Origin of the sequence: Clostridium sp. AM27-28 (assembly GCF_003480955.1) — a bacterium.
Taxonomy (GTDB): Bacteria; Bacillota; Clostridia; order Lachnospirales; family Lachnospiraceae; genus Otoolea; species Otoolea fessa.
Genome location: NZ_QUJT01000002.1, coordinates 243,286 through 260,795, shown reverse-complemented (window position 1 = coordinate 260,795; position 17,510 = coordinate 243,286). Strand labels below are relative to the sequence as shown.

General features: G+C 44.1%; 16 protein-coding genes. 3 read left to right on the top strand and 13 right to left on the bottom strand.

Features of this window, described 5'->3' with window-relative positions; genetic code table 11:
- Nucleotides 1-3: 3 nt before the first annotated feature.
- The 3 genes from selD to DW720_RS03940 are packed head-to-tail and all read right to left on the bottom strand — an operon-like array spanning nucleotide 4 to nucleotide 2,221.
- The gene (selD, locus tag DW720_RS03950; RefSeq protein WP_118749273.1) at nucleotides 4-1,050 is read right to left on the bottom strand and encodes a selenide, water dikinase SelD; all 1,047 of its coding nucleotides are present in this window, start codon (nucleotides 1,048-1,050) and stop codon (nucleotides 4-6) included.
- A gap of 5 nt (nucleotides 1,051-1,055) precedes the next feature.
- Nucleotides 1,056-1,892 (bottom strand): selenium cofactor biosynthesis protein YqeC, encoded by an 837-nt coding sequence (yqeC, locus tag DW720_RS03945; protein WP_243099695.1) that lies wholly within the window; start codon nucleotides 1,890-1,892, stop codon nucleotides 1,056-1,058.
- Nucleotides 1,871-2,221: an arsenate reductase family protein gene (locus DW720_RS03940; RefSeq protein ID WP_022359085.1), complete on the bottom strand. Its 351-nt coding sequence runs from the start codon at nucleotides 2,219-2,221 to the stop codon at nucleotides 1,871-1,873. Before DW720_RS03940 ends, yqeC begins: the two co-directional genes overlap by 22 nt.
- 417 nt (nucleotides 2,222-2,638) lie before the next feature.
- Between DW720_RS03940 and DW720_RS03935 the strand changes: the two genes are divergently transcribed.
- A complete protein-coding gene (locus DW720_RS03935) occupies nucleotides 2,639-3,580 on the top strand; it encodes an ion transporter (protein ID WP_022359086.1) in 942 nt (313 codons plus the stop codon).
- A gap of 231 nt (nucleotides 3,581-3,811) precedes the next feature.
- Here DW720_RS03935 and pheT read toward each other — a convergent pair whose 3' ends face one another.
- From pheT to tnpB, 10 genes are all read right to left on the bottom strand, one after another.
- On the bottom strand, nucleotides 3,812-6,232 hold the full coding sequence (pheT, locus tag DW720_RS03930; protein ID WP_118742906.1) for a phenylalanine--tRNA ligase subunit beta: 2,421 nt from the start codon (nucleotides 6,230-6,232) through the stop codon (nucleotides 3,812-3,814).
- 20 nt (nucleotides 6,233-6,252) lie between these two features.
- On the bottom strand, nucleotides 6,253-7,296 hold the full coding sequence (gene pheS, locus DW720_RS03925) for a phenylalanine--tRNA ligase subunit alpha (protein ID WP_022359088.1): 1,044 nt from the start codon (nucleotides 7,294-7,296) through the stop codon (nucleotides 6,253-6,255).
- Nucleotides 7,297-8,451: 1,155 nt separating this feature from the next.
- Nucleotides 8,452-9,600, bottom strand: coding sequence for a beta-aspartyl-peptidase (gene iadA, locus DW720_RS03915; RefSeq protein WP_118742907.1), 1,149 nt, complete (start codon nucleotides 9,598-9,600; stop codon nucleotides 8,452-8,454).
- A gap of 86 nt (nucleotides 9,601-9,686) precedes the next feature.
- Nucleotides 9,687-11,207, bottom strand: coding sequence for a putative basic amino acid antiporter YfcC (yfcC, locus tag DW720_RS03910; RefSeq protein ID WP_118468203.1), 1,521 nt, complete (start codon nucleotides 11,205-11,207; stop codon nucleotides 9,687-9,689).
- Nucleotides 11,208-11,374: 167 nt separating this feature from the next.
- Entirely contained in the window at nucleotides 11,375-11,497 is a 123-nt protein-coding gene (locus DW720_RS16120; protein ID WP_270707184.1) for a hypothetical protein, read from the bottom strand.
- 19 nt (nucleotides 11,498-11,516) lie between these two features.
- Nucleotides 11,517-11,780, bottom strand: a complete 264-nt coding sequence (locus tag DW720_RS03905; protein ID WP_182427964.1) for an acylphosphatase — start codon at nucleotides 11,778-11,780, stop codon at nucleotides 11,517-11,519.
- 3 nt (nucleotides 11,781-11,783) lie between these two features.
- Nucleotides 11,784-12,758 carry a Gfo/Idh/MocA family oxidoreductase gene (locus DW720_RS03900; RefSeq protein WP_118742909.1) on the bottom strand — a complete coding sequence of 325 codons (975 nt, stop codon included), beginning with the start codon at nucleotides 12,756-12,758 and terminating at the stop codon, nucleotides 11,784-11,786.
- Nucleotides 12,759-12,783: 25 nt separating this feature from the next.
- The gene (locus DW720_RS03895) at nucleotides 12,784-13,818 is read right to left on the bottom strand and encodes an alcohol dehydrogenase (protein WP_118673109.1); all 1,035 of its coding nucleotides are present in this window, start codon (nucleotides 13,816-13,818) and stop codon (nucleotides 12,784-12,786) included.
- A 21-nt stretch (nucleotides 13,819-13,839) separates the two neighbouring features.
- Nucleotides 13,840-14,196 carry a hypothetical protein gene (locus tag DW720_RS03890; protein ID WP_118673108.1) on the bottom strand — a complete coding sequence of 119 codons (357 nt, stop codon included), beginning with the start codon at nucleotides 14,194-14,196 and terminating at the stop codon, nucleotides 13,840-13,842.
- Nucleotides 14,197-14,491: 295 nt separating this feature from the next.
- Nucleotides 14,492-14,755, bottom strand: a complete 264-nt coding sequence (gene tnpB, locus DW720_RS03885) for an IS66 family insertion sequence element accessory protein TnpB (RefSeq protein ID WP_279221041.1) — start codon at nucleotides 14,753-14,755, stop codon at nucleotides 14,492-14,494.
- 944 nt (nucleotides 14,756-15,699) lie between these two features.
- Between tnpB and DW720_RS03880 the strand changes: the two genes are divergently transcribed.
- Both DW720_RS03880 and DW720_RS03875 read left to right on the top strand, forming a co-directional pair.
- On the top strand, nucleotides 15,700-16,815 hold the full coding sequence (locus tag DW720_RS03880) for a DUF262 domain-containing protein (protein ID WP_207665577.1): 1,116 nt from the start codon (nucleotides 15,700-15,702) through the stop codon (nucleotides 16,813-16,815).
- Nucleotides 16,815-17,339 carry a hypothetical protein gene (locus DW720_RS03875; protein ID WP_118749272.1) on the top strand — a complete coding sequence of 175 codons (525 nt, stop codon included), beginning with the start codon at nucleotides 16,815-16,817 and terminating at the stop codon, nucleotides 17,337-17,339. The genes DW720_RS03880 and DW720_RS03875 overlap by 1 nt, the downstream gene beginning before the upstream one ends.
- The last annotated feature ends 171 nt before the right edge of the window (nucleotides 17,340-17,510 follow it).

Here is a 17,510-nt window from a genome sequence, read left to right as displayed (position 1 = left end):
CTCCTATCCTCGTACAAAAATTTCAACCTCTCCCGATTCCGTGATCGGTTCCGTGATCGTTCCCACGATCCGCGCCGGAAGCCCGGCGTTCTGCAGCTCCTGTTCCAGTTTCTCCGCCTCATCCGGGGCAGCTGCCATCAGAAGTCCGCCGGAGGTCTGCGGGTCAAACAAGACCTCTTCCATTGAAAACGGTACATTTTCAAACTGCACCGCCGCCCCGACATGGTTGCGGTTTCTCTGTCCTGCCGCCGTGTATAAAAACGCATCTGCCGACTCACGTGCGCCCGGAAGCACCGGGATATGGTTCACATCAATCTCGCACGACAGCCCGCGCCCCATCATTTCATGCAGATGTCCCAGAAAACCGAACCCAGTCACATCTGTGCACGCGTGAACCGTGTACTTCCGGCTGATTTCCGCCGCTGTTTTATTGAGCGTCGTCATCGACTGTACCGCCCCGTCCATCTGCTCTTTTGTCACTTCTCCGACGCGGTTTGCCGAACAAATCAGCCCAACACCCAATGCCTTTGTCAAAATCAGGCGGTCGCCCGGCTGTCCGGCATCATTGGCGTACAGCTTTTTCGGATTTACCAGTCCCGTCACGGACAAACCGTATTTCACGCCCGTGTCCGCAATCGAGTGACCGCCCGCGAGAATGCCGCCTGCTTCTGCCACCTTCTCCGCGCCGCCCTGTAAAATCTGTCCCAGAACATTCAAATCCATTGATTCCGGAAAACACACCAGATTCAGCGCCGTCTTGACCTCACCGCCCATCGCGTACACATCGCTCAACGCATTTGCCGCTGCAACCTGTCCAAAAATATATGGATCGTCCACCATCGGCGGGAAGAAATCAACCGTCTGCACCAGCGCCAGATCCTCCGTGACCTGATACACTGCCGCATCGTCCCGGCTGTCATATCCGACTAAAAGATTCGGATCCTTCTCGCCGCGCGGTAGTTTTTCCAAAATGCGGCTTAAAACACCGGCTCCCAGCTTTGCCGTACAGCCTCCGCCCGTACAAAATACGATATCCTTTTTCTCACCCATCTCTCTCACTCCTGATTTCGTTCTGTTCCTGAAAAGGAAGTTAAAATTCCCTGAATTCCGTAGCTATGTTTCAGGATATCCAGTACCTTTCTGCCATCCTCCCGGCGCTCTGACGTGTCCGCCTGGTTCAGAACCACAAAAAACGAACGCCCCAATATATCTTTTCTGGCACCGTTTTCGCTACCAAGAAGCCATGCCAGAAGTTCTGGAGTCAAAGACGTATCTTTCGAAATAGGCACTTCTTTGAGCAGTCTTTTTCCTTCTTTGGGATAAGCTGCGTCCCCATACTCGCACACATCCCTGTTCCACGCCTCAATCGCCAGCTCCGCCCGGAAGCACACCTCCCCCAGCGGACGATACAGGGCACTCAGCCCCGCGACCGCCAGCACGATATCGCTCTGCGGCAGTATCACCGGCTCATGAGCCGCCGGAAATTTACACGGAAGACATTTCGCGCCATCCGCCTCCAGAAATGTGATATCTGCATCCGAAATCCACTTGCTTCGAATCGCTTCTGGCAGAATTGCCAATTTTTCGTGTGGGGCTGGGGTTCCGGCTACGACGTAGGTTCCCTGCTGCCAGAGACGATCGCGCTCTTTTCTGGCATTCTCCCACGCGGTATTTTCTTCCTCATTTACCGCAATCCACGGCACATTTACCGGCTTCCGAATATGCGTCGTCGTCGTCGTCAGCACCCGCCATCCCTTCGCCGTGCAGTACGCCGACAGCGCATACAGAAGCGTCGTCTTTCCGCCTCCGCCAATCAGCGAAACCACGTGTCCTTTTTCACGTAAGAAAGGAAACTTCTGCTCCCAGTCCATCACCGCAGCTTCTCTTCCCATTCCTTCTCCCGAAATCCCGTTAAAACAGTATCTCCATCCACAATGACAGGGCGTTTTACCAACATCCCATTGGTGGCAAGCAGCTTCAACTGTTCGTCCTCGCTCATCTGCGGCAGCTTATCCTTTAACTGCATTTCCTTATATAGCATCCCGCTCGTATTGAAAAATTTCTTGATCGGCAGCCCGCTTCTCGCCTGCCACTTCTTCAATTCCTCATACGTCGGATTTTCCTCCACGATATGGCGCTCTGTATATGAAATTTCCTGTGCATCCAGCCATTTTTTCGCTTTCTGGCAGGTACTGCATTTTGGATAATAAATAAACAGCATCGTATTCCTCCTTTGTGAGCATGCTTGCTATTATACGGCACCTTCTATTTTAAATACGGCCGTTCTAAACAAAGCATTTTACCTTTTTAAATTACCTACAGAAATTATACCCAGACACCAGAAAGATTGCAAGGGATGCCTGAAAATGATACAATAATAATATCTGCAACTATATTCAAGTCGAACGTCCGTGAGACTTGGTGCGTGATTCTGGTCAGCGAAGCTGACATATTCCTATCAGAATCACTGCGCATCCTCGCGGAGCGTTTATCTCAGTCGGAGACAAAGCTTCCACTGAGACAAATTTGCTATTACTCACCACCTGAAGAGGTGGGAGTCTTCTCGACTGAGATCCCCCCCCTCTTTTATACCAACAGGGAAACACATTTACCCAAAATTATTATAAAAATATCCACTATGAAAGAAAAAATATTTAACATCATCCAGATCGGCGACAAGAGCAACCGTATCAGCCGTGCATTCGATATTTTCATCACCTTCACGATCATCTGCAATATCATTGTCACGTTTCTGGAAACATTCGATCAATTAACATCCTTCGGTGGTCTGTTTACCATGCTGGAACATGCCAGTGTCCTGATTTTCTGTATTGAATACGCGCTGCGCATCTGGACTGCCGACTATCTCTATCCAGAAAAAACGCCGGGACGCGCCCGGTTCTGCTTTCTCATTTCCTTTGATGGAGTGGTGGATCTGCTGACGATCATCCCGGTCTTTTTTCTGTCGGGCTTCATCATTTTCCGTATGCTGCGCGTGGCGCGGATTTTCCATCTGTTCCGGCTCAATGCGAAATACGACTCGTTCAACATCATTACCACCGTACTCTATGAAAAACGGAACCAGATCATTTCCTCTGTGTTCATCGTCATGGTGCTGATGCTGGCGAGCAGCATGTGCATGTATAGTGTCGAGCACAACGCTCAGCCGGACATTTTCCGCAATGCATTCAGCGGCATCTGGTGGAGTATGTCCACGCTGCTGACCGTCGGTTACGGCGATATTTACCCGGTCACAACGCTTGGGCGCGTGATGGCGATCTGCATCGCCTACCTCGGAGTCGGTGCCGTCGCGATCCCAACCGGTATCATCAGCGCCGGTTTCGTCGAACAGTACCAGCGCAAGAGCAGCCTGTCCAGCATGAAGGACGCGGATATTCAGGAAATTGCCGAGGTTTTCGTCGATAAACGATATGCCGGAAAAACCATTGAAGAGATGGAAGAAGAGCAGAATATCAAGATATTTCTGGTGCTGCGCGATGATCTGTCGGTGCTTCCGCAGAAAAATATGGTTTTGAAATTAAATGATATTGTGATTATACGAATAGAAAATGAAGCGTAATCAAACTTATCATCAAACATTTTTTTATGAACGTGAAAAAGAATGTGCCTTGGCACATTCTCGCGCCGAGCGCGGTCGCTTGCGACATGTTTCTGCTTCGCGCGAGTGCGCATCATTGGCACGTTAGTGCCTTTTTGTGTAATAGGGAATTCCAAGGAATTTCCTATTACACAAAAAGACTGCCGTCCAAAGTTTCTCTCTCTGGACAGCAGCCTTTTCTTTCCTTCAAAATCAGCTTCTCAGCTCAATTCCATACGTCTTATTCAGCTGTTTCAGCACTTTCTTGACATATCCGTCAACGGTATCTGCCTTGAACGCCTCTTCCTTCGGAGTGAAGAGAACGGTAAATGCCATCGATTTCTTATCGGCTGCGATCTGTCTGCCCTCGTATACGTCGAACAGACTAACATCCTTGACGTAAGCACAAGCCTCGCGGATACAGCCCTCAACCTGTCCGCAGGTGATGTCTTTGTCCATAACCAGCGCCAGATCACGTTTTTCCTCCGGGAATTTTGGAAGCGGCTCAAATACTTTGGCTTTTCCATACCATTTCTCCAGCGCTTTCATGCTGATCTCCAACACATACGCATCTTCGCGCATTGCCTCTTCCTTCATGATCTCATATTTTACCTTACCGAGGTAACCAATCTCCTCGCCCTCGCAGAAGATCGCTGCGGTCTGATACGGATGCAGGAACGGTTTCTCTGCTTTTTCATAGTTAAAAGTAATATTTAAAACATCGGCAACTGCCTCTGCCATTCCCTTTAAGGTAAAGAAGGACTCTTCCTTGCCAAATGCACCGATGCACAGCGTCTCTCGCTCTTCCGGATATTCCGTCAGAGGCAGGGACTTCGGAATAAATGCATTTCCAATCTCGAAGATACGTCCCTCGAAGATGCCTCTCTTTTGGTTGCGTCCCATCGCATGAATCATCTGCGGTGCCAGTGTTGTTCTCATCAGGGACAGATCCTCGTTGATCGGATTCATGATGCGGATCGCCCTGCGCTCTGGCGCGTCCTCTGCAAATCCCATTTCATCCAGATCCGACGGGGAGAAGAAGGAATAGTGGATTCCCTCAAATGCGCCAACACTGCACAGCGTTCTCTTTACTTTCAGAATTGTTCTCTGACGCAGGTTGCTTCCACCGATCGTCACCTTAGCACTCGGCAGGAAGGTCGATGTGATGTGATCGTAGCCGTACATACGGATCACTTCCTCGGCAACATCCGGATAATCTTCCATATCCTCGCGGTATGCCGGGAAATGCATGGTCAGTTCGTCGCCGTTGATCTCCGGCTGGAAGTTTAAGCCAGCCAGGATGCGTAAAATATCCTCGTCCGGAACGGTAATACCCAGAACAGCGTTTACCTTCTTAACACTTGTCTTGAAGGTGGTCGGCTCTAAGGAGTTTCCGGTATTTACATTTTTATGGGTCTTGGAAATCTTACCAGCTCCCAGCTCCTCAACCAGGTGCAGGGCACGTTTCATCGCCATCTCGGTTGTGTACTCATCGACGCCCTTAGAATATCGCTGGCTCGCGTCGGATCCCTGTCCTAATGCACGGGAGCTTCTGCGGATGTTGTCACGGGCAAATTTAGCTGCCTCGAACATCACTTCCGTCGTGGTATCACGGACCTCAGAATTTAAACCACCCATGATTCCGGCAAGTGCTACCGGCTTTTTGCCGTCGCAGATAACCAGATTGTTCGGATTTAAGGTAAATTCTTTCTCATCCAGCGTCACGATCTTCTCGCCCTCGGCCGCGCGTCTTACGTTGATCGCATTGCCCTCCAGATAATCGCAGTCAAACGCATGAAGCGGCTGACCTAACTCACGCATGATATAGTTTGTAATATCAACAATATTGGAAATGGAATTATTTCCTACCAAAGCCAGACGTCGTCTCATCCATGCCGGGGACTGACCCAGTTTTACGTCATATACATAGTGTGCAATGTAACGCGGGCAAAGATCCTGTGCCTCTACCGTTACGTTGAAGCCTTCTTTCTCAACTTCTGTCTCAGTGTAATCCAGTGCCGGTGTCTTGAGCGGCTCGCCCAGTGCGGCGGCAACCTCTCTTGCCAGACCGAAAATACTCTGGCAGTCCGGACGGTTTGCCGTGATAGAAACATCGAAGATCCAGTCATTTAAGCCGGTCAGCTCTTTGACATCCGAACCAATTTCCGCATCCTCCGGCAGAACCAGCAATCCGTTGTAACCAGCACCCGGATACAGATCCTCGTTTAAGCCAAGCTCGGTACCGGAACACAGCATACCCTGGGACTCATAACCTCTCAATTTACCCTTTTTAATGGTGGCCACGCCCTCGATCGTCACATGATCTTTTGCAGTTGCATATACTTTCGCGCCAATCATGGCAACTGGGAATTTTCCGCCAGCTTTTACATTGTCAGCGCCACAGCAGATCTGTAAGAGTTCCGGACCACCTATATTGACCTGGCACACATGAAGATGTGTTTCCGGAATCGGCTCACAGGAGTCAACATAACCAACGACGATGCCGCTGATATCCTTGCCAACCTGCCATTTTTCTTCTACCTCAAATCCACAGTCAAAAAGCTTCTTCTCCAGCTCATCTGCGGAAATATTAATATCTACATAATCTTTTAACCAGCTTAACGGTACAAGCATTTCTAATCCTCCTGTCCTGATCAGTCATCGATCTGATCCAGCACACGCAGATCAGACTCAAAAAGCATCTTGATGTTGTTGATGCCGTATTTCAGCATTGCGATACGCTCCAGACCCAATCCGAATGCGAATCCACTGTATTTATTGGAATCAATGCCGCAGTTTTCCAGTACCTTCTTATTTACCACACCAGCGCCGAGGACCTCGATCCAGCCTGTTTCCTTGCACAGACGGCAGCCCTTGCCGCCGCACTGGAAGCAGCTTACATCGACCTCAACAGACGGCTCCGTGAACGGGAAATAGGACGGACGAAGTCTCGTTTTTGTCTGCTCACCGAAAATTCTCTGAACAAACATATCCAGCATACCCTTTAAATCACACAGGGTGATGCCCTCATCAACAACCAGACCTTCCATCTGGCTGAACATCGGAGAATGGGTCGCATCATCGTCAGAACGGAATACTTTACCCGGGGAAACAACCTTGATCGGCGGTTTTTTCGCTTCCATGACATGAACTTGTCCAGCCGATGTCTGGGTACGGAGCAAGAATTCCGGAGACAGATAGAATGTATCCTGCATATCGCGCGCCGGATGATCCTGCGGTGTATTTAAAGCTGTAAAGTTATAATAATCGGTCTCGATCTCGGTTCCCTCATATACCTCAAATCCCATAGAGGTGAAGATATCCGTCAGCTGATTGCGGACCGTCGTAACTGGATGCAGATTACCGTAACGGATTTTAACCGGCGGCATCGTGATATCAATCTTCTCCGATTCATAGCGCTGCTGCTGCTCTTTCTCTTTTAATTTCTGATCCAGCTCGTCAAAGAAATTGTTTGCCCACTCCTTGGCGCCGTTGATAGTCTTACCAAATTCCGCTTTCTGGTCATTGGCAACATTGCGCATTTCTTTCATCAGCAGACCAATTCTGCCCTGCTTATTATCCAGAAAGGTCTTCTTAAACTCATAGACACTCTTGGAAGTCGTCAGAGCATCCGCACCCTGGCGGATTTCCTCTTTGATCGCAGTGATCACTTCATTCAGTTCTTTTAAATCCTGCATGATTTCTCTCCTTCTATTACTTTTGTTGCTTTTTATCTTGATATTGCTTTAACTTGTGGACACGAATTTGTGCATAAAGGATGTTCTCTGGCACATTCGGGCGTCTCGCGCGGTCGCTTGCGACATGACATAAAAAAATCCCTTCGCACAAAACGTGCAAAGGGACGATCATATCTATACCGCGGTACCACCCAGCTTCCTGTCGGCAGGTCATTTTTTCGTCTGCCACAGACACTTTCCGGTATGTAACGTACACCAGACGGCAATGCCTACTCTAAATTTCAGCAATGCAGCTCCCGTGGGAAATTCGGATATCTGTCTGAACGGAAAAAGGCTCACAGCCGCTGACCTCTTCTCTCTGACCGGAAACAGTATCTTATAAAACACGATCATAGCTTTTGGTTTGTTTGGTTTGATTGATTTCATGTATGCAATCTGTTTATTATTTTAGGCATGTTGGTGGGAAATGTCAAGGGATTTCTTTCCTTGATATTTTCATTGATATTTTCATCTTGGTATTTTCAAATTATAAGAAATTTTACTTACTGCAAGCATTTTGCAAGCACAAAGCCCAGAAACCTCTAAAAAAGCAGATGTTTCAGTTTGAAAACTTCCGTGTAAGGAAGCTCACTGCAATCAATGCCCTAAATTTTTATATTACCCTGTGCATGGCATTTCTGGCACATATATCCATGAAATCAGAAACGCATGCCCTGAAGGTTGCAATCATACAGAAAGCAGACCCTATAAAAGAAAAAATCCATTTCAGCTATTATCGGCTGGCTAAAGGTATCTCAGGCATACTGTCGTATATAAAAGAAGGGATCAGGCTATGATTTCGGACAAAACGTCCGATATACCGTCAACTTTGCCTTAAGCCGGTCGCTTAAATAGATAAAAGAATAACTCTCCCAAGTAGTGAAAGGAATCATCCATTTATTATTTATCTCCTTCTTCTATCATATAGAATAATTATAATTCAAACATTTAGAATTGTTATTATATTTGTGGTGTATGTCAACAACTTTTTTTCTTTTTAATTCTACCAGCAGACGGCATCTCTTTTTATGAAAGGTTATCATTTTATCAACTGTATAAGCACGCAAAAAAGCACCAGCCAACTAAGTGACTGATGCTTCTCACATCTGATATCCTTTATTTTTTATAAACTGTATTCCCTTTTGCAATCACTTCAACAAGCTGAAGTTCCTGGTCGAGAATACAAAGATCCGCATCATAGCCTTCTTCAACCTTACCTTTTCCCTTAAGACAAAGAATATCTGCTGGATTCGATGTAATTGTAGAAATTGCTATTTCTAAAGGAATTTCTGTTTTAAATACACATTCCTTTACTTCCTTCAGAAGGCAGCTGGACTGTCCAACGCCCATTCCAAGGAATTTTCCATCACTACTGTACATCGGAAGGCTTCCCTGCCCGTCAGAAGAAATTGTTATGCGGTCAGGATTTACTCCTGCATCTAACATCCGTTTGATACCATTACATACACGTACCTCATCACAGATAGTTTCCCAATAGTCAATATCTTCATTTCCAGTAAAGTCTACTGCTCCGCCTTTCAGTGCATACTCAATCGACTTGCCAAAAAGCATCTCATTTCGATTGATATGTGTTGGCAGTATTTGAGTTGCCGGTATCTCTGTCTCATCGACTACTCGTTCAATCAGATCTAAGCATCTCGGACTATCGCCCAGATGAACATTTACAATGCCAGCTTTCCCGGAAAGAACACCACCAAGCCTTGTATCCGCAATGACACGTGCAAATTCCTCGAAAGTCGGCTGTGAAGAACGATGATCAGAGATCGCGATTTCTCCCGTTCCAATGATTTCCTGAATCATCATAATATCTTTCACAATACTGTCAGTCAACGTGCGGACCGGAATCTGATAACTTCCGGTATAACAGTATGCAGACATTCCCTGCTCATTCAATCCTTTTGTCTTTGCAACCAGTGCACACATATCACGACCGATTCCATCTGTTCCAAGGCAGCCAACAACGGTTGTCACTCCAAACTTCGTAAGTCCTTCCATGGTTGCTTCCGGAGTACGATTGGCGAATCCGCCTTCGCCACCGCCTCCGAGTACATGAACATGACTATCAATGAATCCCGGAGTTAAAAGTAGCCCCTCTCCATTGATCCTTTCTGTCTCAGAAAGAAATCCGTCTGCGGATATAGAACCCGCATCTTTAATCTTAACAATCTTATCATTGATTATAAGTACATCTTTTTTCCCCAGATGCTGTGGAGCATAAACATCAATATTCTGAATTAATTTCATCACAAATCACTCCCACTGAGACAAATTTGCTATTACTCGCCACCAAAAGAGGTGGGAATCTTCTCGACTGAGATAAAATACATATTTTAGAATCCAATTCCAACTGCAACAAGAACTGTAATGATTGCACCAATCATTAAGACACCAAGGAATTTCCACATGAATTTAATCCAGTTAGACCACTCAATCTTTGCAATTGCAAGAGATCCAATCAAGCATCCGGATGTAGGAACAATCAGGTTTGTAAATGCATCACCAAGCTGGAATGCAACTACAGCTGTCTGACGCGAAACACCTAACAGGTCTGACAGCGGAGCCATGATCGGCATTGTGATGGCAGCCTGTCCTGTTCCGGATACAACGAAGAAGTTAAATACGGACTGGAACAGATACATAAGTACGGCTGCAACTGCTCCGGAAACTCCAGACAATGCATTTGAAATATTATACATAATTGTATTAATAACTGTAGGTGTTGTCGGATCAGAACCACCAAGAACCTGCATGATTCCCTGTGCCATAGCAACGACAAGGGCAGCACCGATCAGGTCTTTTGCTCCATCTTTGAAAGATGTTGCAATATCATTCAGTTTCATATCATTCAGTTTAAAGATAACTCCAAACACACCGGAAACAATTCCCATAATAAAGAACTGTGTTGCAATCTCCGGCATGTAGTATCCCTGAGTCATAACTCCCCAAACTACCCATACTACTGTAACAGCCAGTGTCAGAAGGACTAAAATGTGTCCAAGACCAAATGAATGTCCTTCGTCAATTCCTGTTGTTTCATTCTGCTCACGGAAATATGAATCCGTCTTATATGCGATTGAGATTGTCGGATTCTTTTTAATCTTTGATGCATAGAACATAGTCATTCCACAGCCGAGTGCTGTAAATACGACCCACATTACCATACGGAATCCTGCACCGGAGAATACGTCAATACCTGCAATACCCTGTGCAATGCCTACAGAGAACGGATTCATCCAAGATGAACCGAAGCCAATCTGTGTGGCAACATAAGTAACAAGAACTGCGATAACTGAATCATATCCAACTGCTACAAACAACGGACAAAGAATCATAGTAAACGGAAGCGCTTCTTCTCCCATTCCGAAAACTGCTCCACCAAGAGAAAACAGTACGAAAAGTATCGGAATCAGTAGTTTTTCTGCTCCCTTGGCCTTACGGATCAATCCGATCAATCCAGATTCAATCGCACCTGTACGGATCATGATACCAAATGCACCACCTACTACCATAAGGAATGCGATAATCTCGATTGCAGAACTATTTACGATTCCGTTATACATATAGTTGAAGAATCCTGTTCCACCATCTCCGCTAAAGAGTGCTACTCCTTCTGTTACTACATTTCCTGCATCATCTGTCAGATACTGGAAACTTCCGTCCTTGATTACTGTACGGGTTTTCTCAACACCATTGATCATATATGAAATATCCTGTGTTTCGTAAAATCCCTTTGGTACAAGAAATGTCAGAAGTGCTGCGATAACGACTACTAAAAAGATGATAATGTAGGTATCTGGCACTTGGAATCCCTTGTTAAAGGACTTTAGCCCTTTTTCTTCTTTTTTGCTCATTTTTGAGTCTTCCTCCCATTTTTTGATATACCATATTAGTGTACCATAGAATGCGTAAAATCCAAGTGAAAATTTACATATTTTATGTCATTCTTCTGTATTTTTATACATCAAAAAACGGAATTAGCTCTGGTAATGCAAATCATGACCACTGGCTTAGCCAGTGATTAGACTGCGCCTTCCGGAACCTGCGGAAAGGCCAGATCCTCAATCGTGCCATACTGAAGAGCCGCATTTCTCTCTTCCTCTGCCCAAAGTTTGCTTGGATGATTGGAAAAATTGATAAACATAGTAACATTCCCCTCGTTTTTATCTTATCTTAAATCCCCGTTCTTCTTCACAGGGAATCTCTGTGATCTCCATATCCGCCACGTTGATCCATCTCTGTTGCTGAATCCTAGCTAACATTTCCCGAATGGAAGCTTCGCTTCCCTGCACTTCCATCTCCACTCTTCCGTCCCACAGGTTCTCCACCCAGCCGGCCAGGCCAAGGGACTGGGCGATATAAAAGGAGCGGTAGCGGAAGCCGACGCCCTGGACATCACCTGAAAAAAAGATGTGTTTTCGTACCATAATTTACATCTCCTCCGGATACTGAAATCCCCATTCTTTTCTGAATTCCGTCATCATATCCATCACATCTTTTGTATAATCCAAATGCATGCATTCTGCATCCCCACGGATGGCTTTCTCCATATCCGCCAGCTCATAGACCAGCGCATCTGCATGCTCACCGGTCTGAATCACTTCCGTTTCTCCGGAATCTGTATAGGTGATTCTCGCTTCCCAGGCTCTCGGATATTCCATGATTTCTATATATCCCTTTTCACAGGATACCATGCCTCTTTTCGGCTGCTTGGAATGCAGCGACAACATGACAGATGCCATCTGGCCTTCCTGATTCATCAGCAGCAATCCTGCCTGTTCATCCACTCCGGTAGGTGCCGGTTTTACCTGAGATAAAAGCTGATCCGGCTTGGAATCCATAAACCACCGAATAAAGGAAAGCGCGTACACCCCGATATCCAGCATGGCACCTCCTGCCAGGTTTTTATTAAAAAAGCGGTTGTTCATATCATATTCTTTGAAGCTTCCAAAATTCATAGTGATCAGATTCACCTTTCCAAGTTTCCCTGACTCAAGAATCTCTTTAAGCTTTTTATAAATCGGCATATGATAAATCGTCATGGCCTCACCTATGACAACACCCTTTTTATCCGCCAGAGCAATTGCCTCATCCAGTTCCCGGCTGTTTAAGGTGATAGATTTTTCGACCAGAATGTGCTTTCCATTCTCAATTGCCCTGCGCATAAAATTAATATGGGTATTATGGGGAGTTGTGATATAGATTACATCAATATCCGGGTCTGTAAACATGTCATTATAATTATCATATACCTTTTTTATCCCATATTTTTCTGCAAATGCAACCGCTTTCTCATGGGTTCTGTTTCCCACCGCATCGATGTTTCGCCCGTTTTTCTTTAAGGCCACGGCCATTTCATTTGCAATCACTCCGGTTCCAAGAACTGCCCATCTGATGTTCTGCATGTATCTCTTACCTTTCTTTATCCAACTAGCACTCCACCGCTACCTTAATCACTCCATCTTTCTTGTTCTCAAAAAGCTCGTATGCGTCTTCGATCCGGCTAAGCGGATAGGTATGAGTAATAAGCGGTTCCGTATCGATCTTGCCCTCTGCAATGAGGCGAAGCGTCTCCTCACAGTCGCATCCATCTACACCGCCGGTTTTAAAGGTAAGATTCTTGCCATACATATCCGGAAGCGGCAGCGTCTGGGCTTCGTCATAGAGCGCTACCACTGTGACGATTGCATTAGGCCTTGCACATTCCCAGGCTAACCGGAAAGTAGAGGGGGCTCCTGCCACCTCAAGGACTACATCGGCTCCGCCATGATCACTGTTTTTCTGAACATATTCCAGACATTCCTCCGGTAAAACGGTGTATACATCCGGATAGTGCTCCTTTATAAAGCGGACGCGGTTTTCATCTTTCTCGCAGACAATAATTCGTTTCGGTTTCTTTAACATTACGCATAGAAGGGTACAAATACCCGTCGGACCGGCACCGATGATCAAAACCGTATCTTCCTCCGTGATCTCAGAGATTCTCGCCGCCCAATAGCCGGTCGCCAGCACATCTCCCACAAACAGTGCCTGCCGGTCCGTCACTCCATCCGGAATCTTATTTAATCCCTGATCTGCAAATGGAACCCGCACATATTCGGCCTGCCCGCCGTCGATACGGCATCCCAGGGCCCAGCCGCCATTCTCGTCCGTACAGTTATTTACATATCCATTTTTACAGAAAAAGCATTCACCACAGAAGGTCTCTACGTTTACAGTGACTCTGTCCCCCGGCTTCACATGGGTCACCGCTGACCCAACTTCTTCCACAATTCCTACCATCTCATGACCGACTGTAATTCCAGGGACCGCCCGCGGCACACTTCCGTGTTTGATATGCAGATCACTGGAACAGATGCTGGCCAGTGTTACCTTTACAATCGCATCCCGTTCGTGCATAAGCACCGGTTTTGGTTTTTCCACTAATTCAAACTTTCCCTTAGAAATATATGTATATGCCTGCATTGCTTAACCCCCTTCTTTCTATTATTCATACTGAATCCTATTATAGGCGAAACCTGGGGTTATTAGCAAGATTTGCCGTAAAAAACATGCTTCTGCTTCATTGAAACATTCCGCGTACATGATGGCTAGTTCCAACTGCTGGCAGGCTCCGGTATCATATGTCATTTTTTCAGAAAAACGTCCAAAGCGAGTTGCCTGCGCAAGGTTCCATTTTTCAAGGATCACCTGCATCTGCTGGTTTGTCCGTTTCAACTCATCCGTAAGAACAGCCAGCTGGCTACGTAATTCTTTTTCCTGCTCCATGCTTTCAAGCAAGAGCTGCAGGATATCTTTTTTATTCAGTTTTGCCAGCTGTTCTTTTGATAACGCAAGTGCCATACGGACGATCAGTTTCCTTCGCTTTTATGGATCCAGTATAACAGAAGAAGCGAAAAAACACAAAAATCAGACCGATATCTTTTCGGTATTTTGACGGTGGAAAACTCCTGCTCCAAAAGCAGTTCTTTCTGTAGAGAATACCTTCCAGGCTGCCTGAAAACAGGTGGATCCGGCTTACTTTTCATGTGGCAGAGAAGACTGTCCACAATTCATGTTAAGCGGATAAAAAACAGAACTTTTTATCCCCATACAGGCTTTCGAATCAAACAGAAAACTTCTCTGTTTTGTACAAAAGTCACACTGGATGTTTTGGATCGATCTTATGGACAGATGGATCTATGGAGTATCCGCTCATGAGCAGATGATACTGCTCCGAAGTGATGTTCCGGGCTTCCGCTTCCGATCGGGGCCATTGAAAAGTTCCCACCTCCAGCCGCTTATAAATAAGCAGGAAGCCGTCTTCCTCCCAGGCCAGCCCTTTGATCTTCCGGTTACTGGAACCACAGAAGAATTTGAGCGTTAACATTTCATTTGGATCAGCTGTTACAGACCTCTGCACAGGGAACTGCTTTGGCTGCGTTACTTCAACAAAGCCGCTTTCTACAAGCAGGGCCTCTTTCACTTTGCGGAGCCAGTAATAATAAGAGTCTCATGAAAGCTGATGCTGTGCACAATAATCTTTGACAGACAGACCAGATTCGTTGCGCTCCTGAATAATAGCAGCCCAGTTTTTTACACGGATCTGTGCTGTGGCAAGTTTGGTGTTCATAATTAACCTCCTAGTGTGAAAAATGGGAAAAGTGTATTGTACAACTTTTCCAACATTATCTCAAACTTGGAGGTGTAGTTCTAGAGATGTGTGGTTTACCATTTACGGTCGAAATGTTCCAAGACAAACTCAAACCAGATAAATAAGCACGACAAAAGCCCTTAGCTATGAGTTTTATACCCACAGCTAAGGGCTTTTTAGATAAATATGGATTTATTTGTTGCACAACCACCTGTCATCATTCTCTAACCCTAAAACCACTGGATTACAAGAATAATGGCTCTCATGCAACCGTTATCAAATTGTTATCAAAAGACTTTTGCCTACTTTATGTATACAAATTAGTAGTATCCGATAAGGTGAGGCATCATAGAATAAAAGAACTGAAATATTTGTTCTTCAATCGAATGCCAGAGAAAAAAAGTTTCTTTAAAAGTAATGAATTAATCAAAAGCAATTACGAATTTGCATGCAAAGTTATTTCTGCGTTCTTTTGAAAAAATGCTATAATTTGTCAAGACATTTTGGCCAGGAAATATTGACAAATCGGAGCAACACGCATATAATATTTTCAGAATCATAAAAACCTATGTGTTTTTGTAAGGACGGCGTTGCGACGGCGTTCTATTTTTTTGTCTAATATTTCTTTTTTTCATAAAATCGTATATAATATATGTATTATCTCTTCATAGGATTACATACTATTCTATATCCTTAAATGAGGAGGTAAAATCATGAAAATCAATGGGGTCATAGCTATGCTCAAAAAAAAAGCACCTAAAATAATTCAAATCAATGATATTTTACAGTGGTATGACAATGGGGAATTAGAATTATCTCCGAAATATCAGCGCAATAGCGTTTGGAACGAAAAGGCAAAATCATACTTAATTGATACTATTCTTCGAGGTTTGCCTATTCCTCCAATCTTTATGCGACAAGCAATAGATGTTGCCACAAAAAAAACTTATAGAGAAATCATTGACGGCCAACAACGATTACGTGCTATTACGGAATTCGTTGATAATAAATTTTCAATTTCAAAATCTCACAATGAAGAATTTGGCGGAATGTATTATAAAGATTTAGATGAAGATGTCCAAGAGCAATTTTTAGATTATGATTTGTTTGTAGAAGTAATTAGTGAAAAAGATGATACCGTTATTTATGATATGTTTGCACGTTTAAACACGAACAATTGCGTATTAAATCGCCAAGAAATCCGAAACTCAAAATTCTGGGGCGAATTTAAAGTCGCTGCATACAATACGGCTGCAGAATATCGTGATATTTTTTACAATAACAAAATTTTTACCGACAAACAGTTTTCTAGAATGGATGATGTTGAATTAGTTTCAATGTTATTGAATATTTTTATTAATGGTATTGATTCCGATACTCCTACAAGCATAGACAGGCTTTACGGCAAATTTGATAAATCTTTTGATGATTATGAAACCATTAAGCCCAAATTTGATTTAACAATGAAGGTAATAAATTCTATCTATGAATACCTTAATGGCAACATTCATTGTTTTTCTGGAAAACAATATTTTTATACCCTTTTTGCTGCATTAGTCCATCAATTATATGGATTGCCAGTCTTAGATGCACCTCGCAAATCCGAATATTCAAGTGAACACATAAGCGAACATATGCCTTGTTTATTAGATAGACTTGCACAGTTTGAAAATCATTTTGAACGCTGTATCATAGACAAAGCTTCATGGTACGATATGTATGTTGAATTTACTGAATTTGAGAAGTTACATCGTACTAGAACAACAAATAAAACAGAAAGATTTGAACGAGTCAAGTTCTTAAGCAACTATATTGCAGGGGATTTATAATGGAAAATGACGCTTTAAAAACCTATATCCAACAATGTAATGCTTCCTTGCAACCTAATATAGCCTTATTATATGAAGCCAGTTTTTTTAAAATATATGTAAAGTTCGAACAATATCTCTCAAAAATTTTTGAAAGTTATTGTATTGGTGTTCCAAGCAGTAAGGGATACTGCCCTCAAAGGAAATTAGCTTTTACCGATGAGGAACATTTACGTGCAATTCTACGAGGTGACAAGCAATACATTGATTATATCAAAAAAATCGAAACATTAGCACCTCACATTTTTGTAAACAGCCCCTTTAACATTATTTTCAATGTAGCTGATAATAATACTCTTTTTAACCAAATGATTACCTTACGCAATTACATAGCACATGAAAGTAACGAATCAAGAACAAAATATATCAAAACGTGTTTAGGAAATGGAACATTTATTGAACCAGATAGTTATTTAACAAAAATAAATCGTAGAACCTCTAGTAGCTATTATACCATTTCTGTGAAAAACACAATAAAAATCTGATTATCCGCTAAAACACAGTATCTATCAGCATTTTCAAGGAAACAAACACATCAATTTACTACTTATTTACTACTAACGAATGAGCCTTGATACGCAAGTTTTCCTAGATATGCAAAGATATGGTACAGCACATCAGTATTGAAACAAGAAAAAATTGAATAACTTATAGAC